This is a genomic window from Nonomuraea sp. NPDC004354, assembly GCF_053602555.1.
The window spans coordinates 127,050-141,659 of sequence record NZ_JBSGDV010000004.1 but is presented as its reverse complement, the minus strand read 5'-3'; the positions used below and the strand labels follow the sequence as shown (position 1 = coordinate 141,659).

Below are 14,610 nucleotides of genomic sequence, written 5' to 3'. Positions count from 1 at the left end.
GATCACGCGATCAGGGGATCAGGGGATCAGCAGCAGCTTGCCCGTCGTACGGCGGGCCTGCAGGTCCTCGTGCGCCCGCGCCGCCTCGGCCAGCGGGTAGCGCTCGGAGACGTTGATCCTCAGCTCGCCCGCCGCCAGCCAGCCGAACAGGTCGGCCGCCCGCCACAGCAGCTCGTCCCGCTCGGCGATGAAGTGGACGAGCGACGGCCTGGTCAGGTACAGCGAGCCGTTCCTGTTGAGCGCCTGCGGGTCCATCGGCGGCACCGGGCCGCTGGCCCCGCCGTACAGCACCATGAGGCCGCGCGGGCGCAGCGCGGCCAGGCCGCCGTCGAAGGTGGTGGCGCCCACCCCGTCGTAGACGACGTCCACGCCGCGCGGCACGGCGGCGCGTACGGCGTCGGCGAAGCCGTCGTAGCGGAACACCTCGTCGGCGCCGGCCTCCCTGGCCAGCTTCTCCTTGGCGTCGGAGGAGACGGTGGCGAGCACCGTGGCGCCCTTCAGCTTGCCGAGCTGGGTCAGCAGCTGCCCCATGCCGCCGGCCGCCGCGTGCACGAGGATGACGTCACCCGGCTTCACCTCGTGCACCGAGTGCGTCAGGAAGTGCGCGGTCAGGCCCTGCAGCAGCGAGGCCGCCGCCAGCTCGGCCGGCACGCCGTCGGGCACGGGCACCACCCTGGAGGCCGGCACCACGGCCTTCTCGGCGTAGCTGCCCAGCACGTTCACCCACGCGACGGTGTCGCCGACGGCGACGTCGTCCACCCCTTCGCCGACGGCGGCGACGGTGCCCGCCCCCTCGGAGCCGATCGGCGACGGCAGGTCAAGGGGGTAGGTGCCGGTGCGGTGGTAGACGTCGATGAAGTTGACGCCGCTCGCGGCGACGTCGATCAGCACCTCGCCGGGGCCGGGTGAGGGGTCGGGGTGTTCGGCGTACTGGAGGACCTCGGGGCCGCCCTGGGCGTTGATCACAATGGCATGCATGGCTCCAGTCTCCACCTGGCGCCGCCGTAACCTTCGTGCAGGGTCCTGTCGCGGAGACCGCCACCAGCGCGCCCCGGCAGGCCTCCAGCGCCTGTTCCAGGAGGTCGGGGCGCTAGGGCTGCTGCTTGAGGCCGCGCATCTCGAAGTCGTCGTAGACCATCTTGAGCGGGTTGTCGCTGCCCTTCGGCACGCGGGCGAACAGTCCGATGTCGCCGGTCGGCAGGCCGGCCGGGTCGTCGACCTGGTGGACCCGCTCACCGTTGACCCACATGGACAGCCGCATGGCGCCGCCTTCGTCCTCGCAGGCGACCTGGATGTGGTTCTTGTCCCTCGGGTTGAACCCGTCGAGCTTGACCGGGGCGGCCATGTTGCCGCCCGCCGAGTCGACGATGCGCCGGATCCTGGCGTTGCCCGAGGTGTCGAGGGTGAACTCGTAGTAGGTGCCGTCGCCGTCGCCCTGGCCCCTGCACCACAGGCCGAACTCGCCGGCGCCGGACCTGGCCTTGGCCGTCACCCCGACGACCAGCGTGGAGGGCATCATCGGCGTGGGCGAGGCCGAGGGCTCGGGGGAGGCGGGCTTCTCGGTGGCGAACGGCACCGGAGCCGTCGCCCAGCGCTCCTCGCTGTACTCGCCGGCGTCGAGACCGTAGGTGAAGTCGGAGGTGATGTAGCCCTGGCTGTTGTCGGCCTCGCTGTCGTAGGTGCCGTTCCAGCCGCTCGAGGTCGAGGTGAAGTCGTCGGAGAAGAGCATGGGCAGCTCCGGCGGGCCGCCGGGCAGCATCGTCCACACGCCCACCCCCGCCGCCGCCACCAGCGCCACCGCCGCGACGGCGACCCCCGCCAGGACCCTGGCCTTCTTCGCGCCGGTCCGAGGAGGGAGGTGGACGGCGGTGCCGCCCTCCTGCCAGGCCACCCGCACGGTCTGCACGACCTGCTCGGGGGCCGCCTGGCGGCCGATCAGGTGGTCGAGGATCTGCTGCGCCGTCGGGCGGGCCGCCGGATCCTTCGCCAGGGCGGCCACCACCAGCTCACGCAGGCCGGGCTCGAGCCCGTCGAGGGCGGGCTCGGTGTTGAGCACCTGGTAGATGATCGCGGGCAGCGTCTCGCCGGGGAACGGCGCGCGTCCCGTGGCCGCGAACGCCATCAGGCAGCCCCACGAGAACACGTCGCACGCCGGCGAGACGGGTTCGCCGCGCAGCACCTCGGGCGCCATGTAGCGGGGCGTGCCGATCAGCTCGCCGGTGCCGGTCACGCCGCCGATCTCGTCGAGCGCCCTGGCGATGCCGAAGTCGATCACGCGCGGGCCGACGGGCGACAGCAGCACGTTGGACGGCTTGAGGTCGCGGTGCACGACGCCCGCCGCGTGGATGGCGATGAGCGCGGTCGCCACGCTCACCGCCAGCGCGTCGAGGCTCGAACCGCGCAGCGGGCCCGACTGCCTGACCGCCTCCTCCAGGTTCGGCCCGGGCACGTACTCGGTCACCACGTAGAGCTGGTCGCCGTCGAGCGCCGCCTCCAGCACCGCGGCCGTGCAGAACCTGCGCACCCTGAGCGCCGCGTCGGCCTCCCGGCGGAAGCGCATCCTGAACTGCTCGTGCTGGCTGAGCTCCGGATTGATCACCTTGATCGCGACGCGCTGCCCCGAAGAATCCTCGGCCAGGTGGACCGTGCCCATGCCGCCCCTGCCGAGCACGTTCAACAGCCTGTAGCGTCCGATCTGGTTCACGACCGGTCAGCTTAGCGACATCACGCGCAGATCGGGCAGTCCCGCGGAAGGCGAGACGACCAGCACCCGGCAACCCGCGGCGGTGGCGGCGGCGATCCCCGTCGGGCTGTCCTCCACGGCGACGCAGCGGCGCGGGTCGGCCGCCAGGAGCCGGGCCGCCTCCAGGTACGGGTCGGGGTGCGGCTTGCCGCGCGCGGTCTCCCCGGCGGCGACCACGACCGCGAACCTGTGGCCGAGCGACGGCAGCACCAGCTCCACGATCGACCGCGGGGAGGCGCTGACCAGCGCCGTGGGGACGGCCTCGGTGGCGAGTGCCCGCAGGAGCTCGGCGGCGCCGGGGATGACCCGCACCCCCCGCCTGATGCGGTCGGCGAACGACTCGGTCAGCCGCTCGGCGACCGCGTCGACCGTTTCCTGGTCGGCCGCCGGCGCCAGGTGCGCGGCCGTGTCCTCGACCGTGCGGCCGTGGACGTACGGCGTGTCCGCGGGGCCCAGGACGCGCCCCAGCGAGGCGGCGACGTCGACCGTGGCCTCCCACCACAGGCCCTCGGTGTCGACGAGCGTGCCGTCCATGTCGAACAGGACGGCTTCGAAGGGAAGGGGCGCGCGCGGCGTGGAGTCAGACGGCACCCGCGGGATCCTTCGCAGAGGTCGGAGTCGGTGTGGCGGTGCTGCGCGGCGCCAGAAGGACGGGCCGCTCGACCAGGCGGACGGTCACGCGCGTGCCAGGCGCCAGCCGTGCCGCCTCGTGCCCGGGGACGTCGGCGAGGACCTCGCCGCCCTCCACGGACAGCCGCAGCCTGACGGACGCGCCGCGGAAGGAGGCGGCGATCACCTCGGCCCGCCCCTCCTCGGAGGGGGTGACGAGCACCGCCTCGGGCCTGATGAGGACGTCCACGTCGGTGCCCTCCGCTCCTGCCGCGATCGGCAGGAGCTGGCCGAACACCGTCACCCTGTCGCCCGAGACGCGTCCCGGCAGGTGGTTCATGGTGCCGACGAACTCGGCCACGAACGGCGTGGCCGGCCGGTCGTAGACCTCCGCGGGCGTGCCGCACTGCTCCAGGCGCCCGCTCCTGAGCACGGCGACGCGATCGGCGATCGACAGCGCCTCCTCCTGGTCGTGCGTCACGAAGATCGTGGTGATGCCCAGGTCGAGCTGCAGGCGGCGGATCTCCTCCCTGAGGGCGACGCGGACCTTGGCGTCCAGCGCCGACAGCGGCTCGTCGAGCAGCAGCAGGCGCGGCGACAGCGCCAGCGCGCGGGCGAGGGCGACCCGCTGCTGCTGGCCGCCGGACAGCTGGTGCGGGTAGCGGTCGGCGTGCGAGGGCAGGCCGACCAGCTCCAGCAGCTCCAGCGCGCGCTGCCGGCGCGCCGCCTGCGGCGTCTTGCGGACCCGCAGGCCGAAGGCGACGTTCTCGGCCACGTTCAGGTTGGGGAACAGCGAGTAGGACTGGAACACCATGCCCGCGTCGCGCTTGTTGGCCGGCACGCCGGTGATGTCCTTGCCGTCCACCAGCACCGCGCCCGCGTCAGGATGCTCGAACCCGGCCACGCAACGCAGCGCGGTCGTCTTGCCGCAGCCCGACGGGCCGAGCAGGGCGACCAGCTCGCCCGGCTCGATGGTGAGGTCGAGACCGTCGAGGGCGACCGTCTTGCCGAAGACCCGGCGCAGGCCCTGGAACTCAAGCCGAGCGGTCACGGCTTCCTCCCGAGATAGTGAGCAGCAGCAGCCAGGTGAGCAGGAGGCTGAGCACCGAGGCGGCGACGGACAGCTGGCCCTTGGAGCCCGAGATCGTGACGATCCAGACGGCGAACGGCTGGTAGCCGAGGATGCTGGCCACCGTGTACTCGCCGAGGACCAGGGCGAGCGTGAGGAACGAGGCGCTGGCCAGCGCCGAGCGCAGGTTGGGGACGATCACCCGGAACATCACGTGCGGCCACGACGCCCCCAGGTTGCGGGCCGCCTCGACCAGCGTCCGCACGTCCATCGTGCGCAGCCCCGCGTCGAGGGAGCGGTAGACGAACGGCAGGACGAGGACGACGTAGACGAACACCAGCACCAGCGGGAAGTCCTGGTTCTGGATCGCGATCAGCGTCCCCCAGAACGGCGTGGGCGCCAGCACGTCGCCGCCGACCTGGAGGGACCTGCTGACCCCTGCCACGAGCGTGATCGGCGGCACGACCAGCGGCAGCGTGCAGATCACCTCCATGACCGGGCGCAGCCGGGGGGCGGCCAGCCGTACCGTGATCATGGCGGGGAGCGTGAGCAGCAGCACCAGCACGATGGTGGCCAGGGCGAGCCCGAGGGACAGCAGCAGGCTCGTCAGGAAGCCCTCGGCCGTCCACAGCTCCGCGTAGGGGGCCAACGAGAGGCCGGTGCTCTGGTTGTGGACCGTGTACCAGAACGACGCGGCGAGCGGGACGAGGAAGTACAGGGCGGCCAGCGCGAGGACGACCCCCCGCCACAGACCGGGACGGTCCCGGCGGCGGGAGACGGCGGGCGCGCTCTCGGGGACCGGCGCGACGGGCGCGAGCGCGGTCACGGCGTCCACCTCACTGGAGCCATCGGGTGCTCCTTCTCTGCAGCGGCAGGTAGACCGCCATGACCAGCGCCGCGACCAGGACCATGTCGAGGCTGAGCGCCAGGCCGACGTTCTCGAAGCCGGTCTGCACGTCACCGGAGAGAGCCGCGGCGATCTTCAGGGTGACCAGCGGCAGCACGGTGCCCGCGCCCATCGCCGAGGCGGTGGCGTAGGCGGCGAACGCCGACCCGAACAGCAGCACCACGCCGCCGAGCAGGCCGGGGGTCAGCACCGGCAGGGCCACGTACCGCCAGTACTGCCAGGACGTGGCGCCGTTGTTGGCGGCGGCCTCGCGCCACTGCGGGCGCAGACCGTCCAGCGCGGGCGCGATGACCAGCACCATGAGCGGCACGGAGAAGTACAGGTAGACCAGCACCAGGCCCCAGAAGGTGAACAGCGTGCCGGACGGCAGGCCGAACAGGCCGCTGACCACGCCCGCGTTGCCGAGCGTGGCCACCCAGAAGAAGGCCAGCGGCACGCCGCCGAAGTTGGCCAGCACACCGGAGGCGGTCAGCACGGCCTCGCGCAGCGCCCGTGACCGGGAGGTGACCACGGCCTGGGCGAGAAAGGTGCCGAGCACCGCGCCCAGCACCGCCACCACCGCCGACAGCTTCACGCTGTTGCCGAGCGCGAGCAGGTAGCCGCCCTGCGTGGTGAGCGCCAGGTTGCCGAGCCCCGGCGCGCCCTCGACGGTGAAGGCCCCCGCCACCATCGCGATGGCGGGGATCCCGAAGGCGAGCGCGACGAACGCCAGCAACGGCAGCGCGCCGAGAACGCGCGCCATCAGCCGGCCACAGCCGCGTCCCAGGTCTTGGCCAGGTCCTCCTTGGCCTTGTTGACCTGGGCCTCGGTCGGGAACTTCGGCTCACCCTGGACCGGCGGCAGCTTCTCGGCCAGTGCCTTGTCGATGGTGCCGTCGGCGGTCATCACGGGCATCAGCACGGGACGGGCGCCGCCCTTGAGCCACAGGTTCTGGCCCTCGGGGCTGTAGAGGAACTCCATCCACAGCCGCGCCGCGGCCGGGTGCGGGGCGTCCTTGTTGACGGCCTGCACGTAGTACTGCGCGTAGATGCCGTCGGACGGCACCGCCACCTGGAAGTCGAGACCCTTCGGCAGGAACTGCTCGCGGTATCCGGCGTTCAGGTAGTCCCAGTCGATGCTGATGGGCGTCTCGCCCTTCTCGACGGTGGCGGGCGTGGACTCGACCGGGTTGTAGTTGCCGACGTCCTTCAGCTTCTTGAAGAACTGCACGCCGGGGCCGATGTCGTCGAGCGAGCCGCCGTTGGCCAGCGAGGCCGCCCAGACGCCGGCGAAGGCCGAGCCCGACTTGTTCGGGTTGCCGTTCAGCGCGACCTTGCCCTTGTACTCGGGCTTGAGGAGATCGGCGTACGTCTTGGGGCACGTGGTGATCTTCTTGGCGTCACAGCCGATCGAGACGAAGCCGCCGTAGTCGTTGACCCACAGGCCGTTCGGCTCCTTCTGGCCTTCGGGGATCTTGTCCCAGCTCTGCACCTTGTAGGGCGCGAACAGGCCCTCCTTGGCGCCGCTGAAGCCGAAGGACTGGCCGAGGTCCAGCACGTCGGGCGCGCGGTCCTGACCCTTGCGGGTCTTCACCGCGTTGATCTCGTCGGCGCTGGAGGCGTCGGGGTTCTCGCTCTCGATCTTGATGCCGTACTTTTCCTGAAATTTCCTGATGATCTCGCCGTAGTTGGCCCAATCGGGCGGCAGGGCGATGACGTGCAGGTTGCCCTCCTTCTTGGCCGCCTCGACAAGCTTGTCGAGACCGCCGAAGTCGGCGGCAGAGGTCGCCGTCGCGGCGTTCACCCCACCCGTCGTCGTCTGCGGCTGGGTGGTCGGAGCGGCGCCGCACGCCGCTGTCACTACCGTTAGAGCTGCGATCAAGCCTGCGATGCGAGGTGCGGACACGTCGCCTCCACTCTCTGGGGTGTGGCTAAAAGGTAGGGGAACTTGTACAAACAAGGCCAGACCCAGTTAGTCGCATAAACGTTGCTATTTCATGAACAGGAGGGGTCGTGAATGGCCGCGCGCTATGAAAAGATCGCCGCTGAGCTGCGTGACGAGATCCTGGCCGGTGTTCACCTGGTAGGGTCCCAGCTGCCCTCGGAGGCCGAGCTCGCTGCGCGCTATTCGGCCGCCAGGGGCACCGTACGGCAGGCCGTGGCGATCCTCGCCGCCGAGGGGCTGATCGGCTCGCGGCAGGGGGCGCGACGCATCGTGCTCGGCGGCGAGCGCAGCCAGAGCTTCGCCGAGTTGCACAGCTTCGCCCAGTGGGCCAGGTCCAAGGGGCACGCGGTGGGCGGCCAGGTGCTCGCCCAGCGCCGGCGCAGGGCGGCGCCGGCCGAGTCGGTCAGGCTCGGCAGCGCCGAGGTGCTCGAGGTGCTCAGGCTGCGCACCCTGGAGGGCGAGCCCGTCCTGCTGGAGCGGACCGTCTACGCCTCGTGGATCGCCTCCGCCGTCGAGGGGCTGCCGAGCGACTGCGAGTCGGTCACGCAGGCGCTGTACGACAGGGTCGGCCTGGTCTTCGCCTACGGCGAGCACCTCATCGACGCGATCGCCGCAGGCACCGAGGACGCCCGCCTGCTCGGCGTGCGGCGCGGCAGCCCGCTGCTGCGCCAGCGCCGGATCACCACCACACAGGAGGGCCGCCCGGTGGAACTGTCGGACGACCGCTACCGGGCCGGCAGCGTCGCCTTCAGCATCCGGAACTCGATCGGCGCCAACCCGCTCACGCGGCTTGCACTCCCATGACATCGAACATATGCTCGATATAGCGCCCGACTTCCCCCGGGTGGCTCAGCAGCAGACCCAGAGCCACGGGGAGAAGAAGCGTCTTGAGCAGACTCTACGGCGATCCGATAGAGGTGTGGACCAGGGAGGGCCAGCCGACCCAGTTCGTCTGGCGCGATCGGCTCTACCTCGTCCGTCGCGTCCTCGACCAGTGGGTGGTGGCCCGTGAATGGTGGAAGACCGGCGAGGCCGACCCCGGCGAGCGCCAGTTCTGGCGGGTCGAGGCCAGCCCCGGGCGTGAGCGCGGCTCCTACGAGCTGCGTTTCGACACCGCCAGCGGAGGCTGGCTGCTGCTGAGGGCGTGGGACTGATGCTCTCCTTCCCGCACCTGCACGTGAGCTCCGCCTACTCGATGCGGTACGGCACCGCCTTCCCCCAGGCCCTGGTGCGACGGGCGGCCGAGCACGGGATGGACATCCTCGCGCTGACCGACCGCGACGGGCTCTACGGGGCGCTCAAGCACGCCCAGGCCTGCATGGACGCCAGGATCTCGCCGGTGTTCGGCGTCGACTTCTCCCTCGACGTCTCGCCCGGCGCGGCCGGAGGGCAGGCGTTCGACCCCGTCCCGCCGCGCGACCGCGCCGCCTACGGGCCGCTGCCCGGCGCCTACCAGCCCGCCTCGCGTTCAGGGAGCCGCGGGCCGGGCGACGGCCGTTCCGCCTCCGGTCCGCGGGAGGCGCGCCCGCGGACCGGGCCCGACGCCGAGGACAGGGTCACCGTCCTGGCCCGCTCCGGCGGGTGGTCCCGGCTGTGCCGCCTGGTCACCGCCGCCCACCACGCAGGCGAGCGGGGCGAGCCGAGGGTGACCCGCGACCTGGTCGCCGCCTGGGCCGCGGGCGCCGGCACCCTCCCTGGCACCGGCACCCTCCCTGGCGCTGGGCAGCCGGCCGCCGGGCTGTCGCCCGCGCCGGCGAGGCGTCAGGGCGGCAGGGAGCGAGGCGGGGCGTTCGGTCCCGACGACGGGCTCGTCGTGCTGCTCGGCCCGAGATCCGACGTGGGCCGCGCGGTGGCCGCCAGACGCGACGAGCAGGCCAGGGCGCTGCTGGGCCTCTGGCGCTCCCAGGTGCGCGGCGTGGTGATCGAGCTGGTCGACCAGTACGGCTACCGCGACGCCACCACCGCCGTCCGCATGCTCTCCCTCGCCGAGGAGTTCGGCGTGCCGGCCGTCCTCACGAACGCGGTCAGGTATCTCGACCCCGCCGACCACCAGGTGGGCGACGTGCTCGACGCGGCGCGCCAGCTCGTCCCCCTCCACCCCCGGCACCTGGAGCGGAGCACCTCCCACGCCTACCTCAAGAGCGGCGACGAGATGCGCAGGGTCGCCCACAAGATCTGCGGCGGCGACCAGTCGCGCGCCAACCGGCTCCTGCACACCACGCGCGCGCTCGCCGAGGCGTGCGTGATCGACCCCAGGCGGCTGCTCGCCCTCCGCAGCGACCCGCCCGACCTGCACCTGCCCGAGATCGGCAGGGACCCGGTCCCCCTGCTGCGCCATCGCTGCGAGGACGGGCTCGACGACCGGGGCCTGCGCGGCTCGAGGCAGGCCCGCGACCGCCTCGAGGTCGAGCTGGCCGTCATCGAGAAGAAGCGGCTGTCCGGATACTTCATGGCGGTCGTCGGCATCACCGACCGGATCAGGCACATGGGCATCCGCTGCGCCATCCGCGGCTCCGGCGCGGGCAGCCTGGTCAACTACCTCATCGGCATCGGCGAGGTGAACCCGCTCCACCACGGCCTGCTCATGGAGCGCTTCCTGTCGGAGGGCCGCGTCGGCCTGCCCGACATCGACGTCGACGTGGAGTCCGCCCGCCGCCTCGACTGCTACAAGGCGATCTACGACATGTACGGCGAGGCGCGCGTGGCCTGCGTGTCCATGATGGAGACCTACCGGGCCCGCAGCGCCCTGCGCGACGTGGGCGGCGCGATGGGACTGCCGCCGCACGAGGTCGACGCCATCGCCAAGGCGTTCCCGCACATCCGCGCCCGCCAGATCACCGCCTCGCTGAAGGACCTGCCGGAGCTGCGCGAGAGCCGGCTCGACGAGGCCGGGCTCGGCAGGGTGTTCGAGCTGGCGGAGAAGCTCGACGGGCTGCCCAGGCACATCGCGCTGCACCCGTGCGGGGTGCTGGTCGGCAACGCCGGCCTGCGCGACCGCACCCCCGTGGAGCGCAGCGCGCTCGACTTCCCGATGTCACAGTTCGACAAGGACGACGTGGAGGAGGCGGGGCTGCTCAAGCTCGACGTGCTCGGCGTGCGGATGCAGTCGGCGATGGCCTACACGCTGACCGAGATCAAGCGGGTCGACGACGTGGACATCGAGCTCGACGCCGTGCCGCAGGACGACGAGCCGACCTACGACATGATCTGCGCGAGCCGTACGCTCGGCTGCTTCCAGATCGAGTCGCCCGGGCAGCGCGAGCTGGTCGCCAAGCTGGAGCCGCGCACGATGAACGACCTGATCGTCGACATCTCGCTGTTCCGGCCCGGCCCCGTCAACTCCGACATGGTCACGCCCTACCTGGAGTCCCGGCACGGCTGGCGGGCCGCCACCTACCCGCATCCCCGCCTGCGCGAGGCTCTCGCCGAGACCAACGGGGTCGTCGTCTTCCACGAACAGGTCCTGAAGATCATCGACGTGATGACCGGCGCGGGCCTGTCCGAGGCGGAGAAGGTACGGCGCAGCCTCGGCGACCCCGTCCTGCGCGAGGCGGCACGGCGGTGGTTCCTCGCCAACGTGCTGCCCGGCTACGACCGGGCGACGGTGGAACGGGCCTGGCAGGTGCTCGACGCCTTCGGCGCCTTCGGCTTCTGCAAGGCGCACGCGGCCGCGTTCGCGCTGCCCACCTACCAGTCGGCCTGGCTCAAACGGCACCACGCGGCGGCCTTCTTCGCGGGGGTGCTCACCCACGAGCCCGGCATGTACCCGCAGCGGGTGATCATCGACGAGGCCAGGCAGTGCGGGGTGACGATCCTTCCCCTCGACGTCAACAAGTCGGCCAAGCACTGGACCGTCGAACGCGTCGGCCCCCCGCCGCTGCGTGTCAGCGTCCGGCCCGCCGCTCTGGAGGGCGCGCGGGACGAGGCGCGGGGCGGCGTTTCAGGCGGAGTTTCGGGCGGCGTTTCGGGCGGTTTTCTGGATGGCGCGCTTGGTGGCGAGCTCGGTGGTGCGGCCGGCTACCGGCGGCGGGTGCGCGACTTCCGGCCCGACCAGCTCGGTCGCGGGTACGGCCTGCGCGTGCCGTTCTCGGCGGTCAGAGGGGTGAGCGAGGCGGAGGTCGACCGGATGGTGGCCGGGCAGCCCTACACCTCGCTCGCCGACTTCTGGGACAGGGCCAGGCCCTCGCGTCCCGTCGTCGAACGGATCGTCCAGGTGGGCGGGTTCGACGCCCTCCACTCGCTACGGCCGGGCGGCCCGCGCTGGCGGCCGGGGGAGCTGACGAGACGTGACCTGATCGCCCAGGTGGGGGTGCTGGAGCGGGCCTCGGTCTCGGGCGTCAAGGCGAGTCCCCGGCCGCCCAAGGGCTACACACCTTCCCCGGGCTCGGGCTTCTCGGGTTCCGGCCGCTCGGCAGGCTCGGGCTCAGGCTTCCCGGGTTCCCCGGACCCGGGCTTCTCGGACTCGGGCTTCTCAGGCACGGGCTTCTCGGGCACGGGCTTCTCGGGGCGGGCAGGAACCGATGGAAGCCGGGCGACGACCGACGGAAGCCGGGCGACGACCGACGGAAGCCGGGCGACGACCGACGGAAGCCGGGCGACGACCGATGGAAGCCGGGCGACGTCGTCCTCGGCGGCGCGGCAGGGAAGACCGTCACGCCACAGGGGAAGGCCCTCGCCAAGGGCCGGTACGACCAGACCCACCCCGGCCGAGGACTCCCCGAAGAACGGCCCCCTGCTGGACGGGGCGGTGGCCGAAGGGCAGCCCCGGGCGGGAGAGCCGCTGGCCGTACAGCTGCCCCTGGGGTTCGCCGAGCACATCCAGCCCGGCGAGCTCCCGGAGATGACCGAGACCGAGATGGTCGAGGCGGAGCTGGAGATCCTCGGCATCGACATCAGCCGCCACGTGATGAGCTTCCACGACGAACTGCTCGACGCCATCGGAGTGGTGCGCTCCAAGGACCTGCTCGCCCAGCGCAACGGCGCCGAGGTGCTGGTGGCCGGGGTCAAGGTGGCCACGCAGACCCCTGCGGTGCGCTCGGGGCAGCGGGTCATCTTCACCACCCTCGACGACTCCACGGGCCCCGTCGACCTGACCTTCTTCGAGTCGGTGCAGGGCAGGTGCGCTTCGACGGTGTTCGGGTCGTGGCTGATGGTCGCCAGAGGAGTGATCCGCCGCACGGGTACCCGCGCGATCTCCATGCGGGCCGTCGACTGCTGGAACCTCGTGGACCTGGACGCCGCATGGCGCACCGGCGGCCTGGAGGCGGTCCGAGCGCTCCTCGACAGGCAGCGCCCCGGCACGGAGCACGTCGGCGGGCGCACCATCGAGTACGCCAACGGCTACCGCATCTCGCCGTACTCCGACATCGGCCCCACCCCCGGCGTCGTCACCCCGCCCCGCCAGCTCTGGCACGCCAGTCAGGGCAGCTCAGGCCCCACCCAGGCCGCCTGACCCGCGCCGCCGGCTCCAGGAAACCCTCGAGCCGACGGCGCCCGATCCAGCCGCAGAGAAGCGGTCAGCATGCCACTCCTCCGGCAGCCGAAGGCCGGTTACTCGAACACGTCCTCGGCGGAGGTCGACACGGCGGCGCGTCGTGTCCAGACGTCGAACTGCAGGAGGTCGGTACAGGAGGCGATCCGTGCCCGGATCTCGTCGGAAACGACGATGCCCCGCGCCTCAAGCAGCGTCAGCAGGAGCGTGGCTTCACCCTCGGTCTTGCCCTTCGCGAGCCCTTCCGCGAGCCCTTCCTCTTTCCCCTTGCCGAAATGCTTACGGGCGAAAGGGCTGGAAACCGGCCAGGGGTTGTTGGTCGCGTCATGCTGGGGGCCAGGCATGTCACGTTAAGTTAATGGCCGTCGCGCTATGTGTCAGTGGAACGGTGAATCTTCGTGCATGCCGCCGGGCGGGTCAGGGGATCACGGGAGCCGGGGTGAGGTGGGGCACCGGGGAGGCGGCGGTCTGGAGCCGGGTGATCTCGCGGACCGTGCAGGCGCACAGCAGCGCCGCCACCGCCGTCACGCCGAGTTCCAGCCCGCTCAGCCCCGTCAGCTCCTCCGACGATCCGCGCAGCGGCAGCCGTATCGTCACCAGGGCCAGCGCGGCCAGCCAGCTCGTCCACCAGGCGGCCACCAGGGCGAGCCAGCGCGTTCTGCGGTCGTGCGGCGGGTCGGCGCCCCGCCACACCTGGTCGACCAGTACGGCGGGAGCCATCAGGTTGATCCCGGGCAGCAGCCACGCCGCGATCACCGAACCGGAGGAGGTCGCGACCTTGTTGACGCGGCACGCCCTGACCAGCCAGGTGAGGTAGGCGGAGGCCGAGGCGACCAGTGTGCCCACCGTCAGCAGCATCAGCACGGCGAACAGGGTCACCGCGCCGACCACCGCTTCCGCTCCCGGCGACCGTATATCACCACCCAGAGTGATGATCTCGGCGGCGAGCCGTCCGCCGCGCACCTCGTCGAAGATCACAAGAGCGGTCATGGCGGCGAGCTGGGCGGCAAGGGTCACATAGACCGCCGAAGCCGATCGCTTCGCCGCGGAAGGAGCATGGCGCACGAATCTCTCCCCCCGGGGCACACATGTTGAGGTTCTGCTTCAGATGTATCCAGCCAGACCTCTCGTTAATCAGCTGACCACGCCTGACTCCCATGCCCAGGCCGCGATCTCCACCCTGTTCCTGGCGCCGAGCTTGACCTGGATGCTGCCGAGATGCGTCTTGACCGTCGACAGCGAGACGAACAGCTCGGCGGCCACCTCCTGGTTGGTCCTGCCCCTGGCGACCAGCCGTACGACGTCGAGCTCGCGCTCCGTGAGCGGCTCGTTGAGCGGCTTGGTGGCGCCCATGGCGGGCTGGGCGAGATGCTGGAGCAGGCGTACGGTCACCGAGGGTGACACCAGCGCGTCGCCGGCGGCCGCGGCCCTGATGGCCTCGATGAGCAGGGTGGGTCCGCTGTCCTTGAGCAGGAACCCGGTCGCGCCCGAGCGGAGCGCGCCGTAGACGTACTCATCGAGGTCGAAGGTGGTGACGATGACCACCCGCATGGGATTCTCGACGCCCGGTCCGGCCAGGATCCTGGTCACCTCGATACCGTCGAGCTTGGGCATCCGGATGTCGAGCAGGCACACGTCGGGGCGCAGCCGCCGGGCCGCCTCGACCGCGTCGGCGCCGTTGGCCACCGCGCCGACGACCTCGATGTCCGGTTGGGCATCGAGGATCATCTGGAAGCCGGTGCGGACAAGTTCCTGGTCGTCGGCGATGAGCACACGAATCGTCACACGGGCAAGCCTAACTTTCCGATCATTGTGCGATCTGTCCTGTCCGGTGACGTCCAGGAGACAGGCACCGGCCGCGGTGGGGC

At 71.6% G+C, this 14,610-nt stretch carries 13 protein-coding genes; 3 read left to right on the top strand and 10 right to left on the bottom strand.

The features are described 5' to 3' along the window. Positions 1-18: 18 nt before the first annotated feature. From ACWENQ_RS15380 to ACWENQ_RS15350, 7 genes are all read right to left on the bottom strand, one after another. Positions 19-978, bottom strand: a complete 960-nt coding sequence (locus tag ACWENQ_RS15380; RefSeq protein ID WP_354915135.1) for a quinone oxidoreductase family protein — start codon at positions 976-978, stop codon at positions 19-21. Positions 979-1,090: 112 nt separating this feature from the next. Next, positions 1,091-2,704, bottom strand: a complete 1,614-nt coding sequence (locus ACWENQ_RS15375; protein WP_449919437.1) for a serine/threonine-protein kinase — start codon at positions 2,702-2,704, stop codon at positions 1,091-1,093. Positions 2,705-2,710: 6 nt separating this feature from the next. After that, positions 2,711-3,334, bottom strand: a complete 624-nt coding sequence (locus ACWENQ_RS15370; protein WP_449919440.1) for an HAD family hydrolase — start codon at positions 3,332-3,334, stop codon at positions 2,711-2,713. Further along, positions 3,324-4,403, bottom strand: a complete 1,080-nt coding sequence (locus ACWENQ_RS15365; protein WP_452414639.1) for an ABC transporter ATP-binding protein — start codon at positions 4,401-4,403, stop codon at positions 3,324-3,326. Before ACWENQ_RS15365 ends, ACWENQ_RS15370 begins: the two co-directional genes overlap by 11 nt. Further along, a complete protein-coding gene (locus ACWENQ_RS15360) occupies positions 4,387-5,247 on the bottom strand; it encodes an ABC transporter permease (RefSeq protein ID WP_449919446.1) in 861 nt (286 codons plus the stop codon). The genes ACWENQ_RS15365 and ACWENQ_RS15360 overlap by 17 nt, the downstream gene beginning before the upstream one ends. A 10-nt stretch (positions 5,248-5,257) precedes the next feature. Then, positions 5,258-6,070, bottom strand: a complete 813-nt coding sequence (locus ACWENQ_RS15355) for an ABC transporter permease (protein ID WP_452414637.1) — start codon at positions 6,068-6,070, stop codon at positions 5,258-5,260. Beyond that, positions 6,070-7,110, bottom strand: a complete 1,041-nt coding sequence (locus tag ACWENQ_RS15350) for an ABC transporter substrate-binding protein (RefSeq protein WP_449919451.1) — start codon at positions 7,108-7,110, stop codon at positions 6,070-6,072. The genes ACWENQ_RS15355 and ACWENQ_RS15350 overlap by 1 nt, the downstream gene beginning before the upstream one ends. 213 nt (positions 7,111-7,323) lie before the next feature. Here ACWENQ_RS15350 and ACWENQ_RS15345 point away from each other — a divergent pair, with 213 nt between their 5' ends. From ACWENQ_RS15345 to dnaE, 3 genes are all read left to right on the top strand, one after another. After that, complete coding sequence (locus ACWENQ_RS15345) at positions 7,324-8,055, top strand: GntR family transcriptional regulator (protein ID WP_449919454.1); 732 nt, start codon at positions 7,324-7,326, stop codon at positions 8,053-8,055. Between the two features lie 83 nt (positions 8,056-8,138). After that, positions 8,139-8,405 carry a DUF6504 family protein gene (locus ACWENQ_RS15340; protein ID WP_354915111.1) on the top strand — a complete coding sequence of 89 codons (267 nt, stop codon included), beginning with the start codon at positions 8,139-8,141 and terminating at the stop codon, positions 8,403-8,405. Then, positions 8,405-12,703 carry a DNA polymerase III subunit alpha gene (gene dnaE, locus ACWENQ_RS15335; protein ID WP_452415017.1) on the top strand — a complete coding sequence of 1,433 codons (4,299 nt, stop codon included), beginning with the start codon at positions 8,405-8,407 and terminating at the stop codon, positions 12,701-12,703. Before ACWENQ_RS15340 ends, dnaE begins: the two co-directional genes overlap by 1 nt. A gap of 98 nt (positions 12,704-12,801) precedes the next feature. Here the strand turns inward: dnaE and ACWENQ_RS15330 are convergent, their stop codons facing one another. The 3 genes from ACWENQ_RS15330 to ACWENQ_RS15320 form a co-directional block, all read right to left on the bottom strand. Continuing rightward, complete coding sequence (locus ACWENQ_RS15330) at positions 12,802-13,086, bottom strand: hypothetical protein (protein WP_452414636.1); 285 nt, start codon at positions 13,084-13,086, stop codon at positions 12,802-12,804. A 73-nt stretch (positions 13,087-13,159) separates the two neighbouring features. Further along, a complete protein-coding gene (locus ACWENQ_RS15325; RefSeq protein WP_449919458.1) occupies positions 13,160-13,732 on the bottom strand; it encodes a DUF4328 domain-containing protein in 573 nt (190 codons plus the stop codon). 144 nt (positions 13,733-13,876) lie between these two features. Continuing rightward, complete coding sequence (locus tag ACWENQ_RS15320) at positions 13,877-14,527, bottom strand: response regulator (RefSeq protein ID WP_449919460.1); 651 nt, start codon at positions 14,525-14,527, stop codon at positions 13,877-13,879. Positions 14,528-14,610 lie beyond the last annotated feature (83 nt).

Coding starts and splice junctions, on each gene's coding strand:
- dnaE (WP_452415017.1), top strand. CDS start 8,405: ATGCTCTCCTTCCCGCACCTGCACGTGAGCTCCGCCTACTCGATGCGG.
- ACWENQ_RS15330 (WP_452414636.1), bottom strand. CDS start 13,086: ATGCCTGGCCCCCAGCATGACGCGACCAACAACCCCTGGCCGGTTTCC.
- ACWENQ_RS15380 (WP_354915135.1), bottom strand. CDS start 978: ATGCATGCCATTGTGATCAACGCCCAGGGCGGCCCCGAGGTCCTCCAG.
- ACWENQ_RS15325 (WP_449919458.1), bottom strand. CDS start 13,732: ATGACCGCTCTTGTGATCTTCGACGAGGTGCGCGGCGGACGGCTCGCC.
- ACWENQ_RS15355 (WP_452414637.1), bottom strand. CDS start 6,070: ATGGCGCGCGTTCTCGGCGCGCTGCCGTTGCTGGCGTTCGTCGCGCTC.
- ACWENQ_RS15345 (WP_449919454.1), top strand. CDS start 7,324: ATGGCCGCGCGCTATGAAAAGATCGCCGCTGAGCTGCGTGACGAGATC.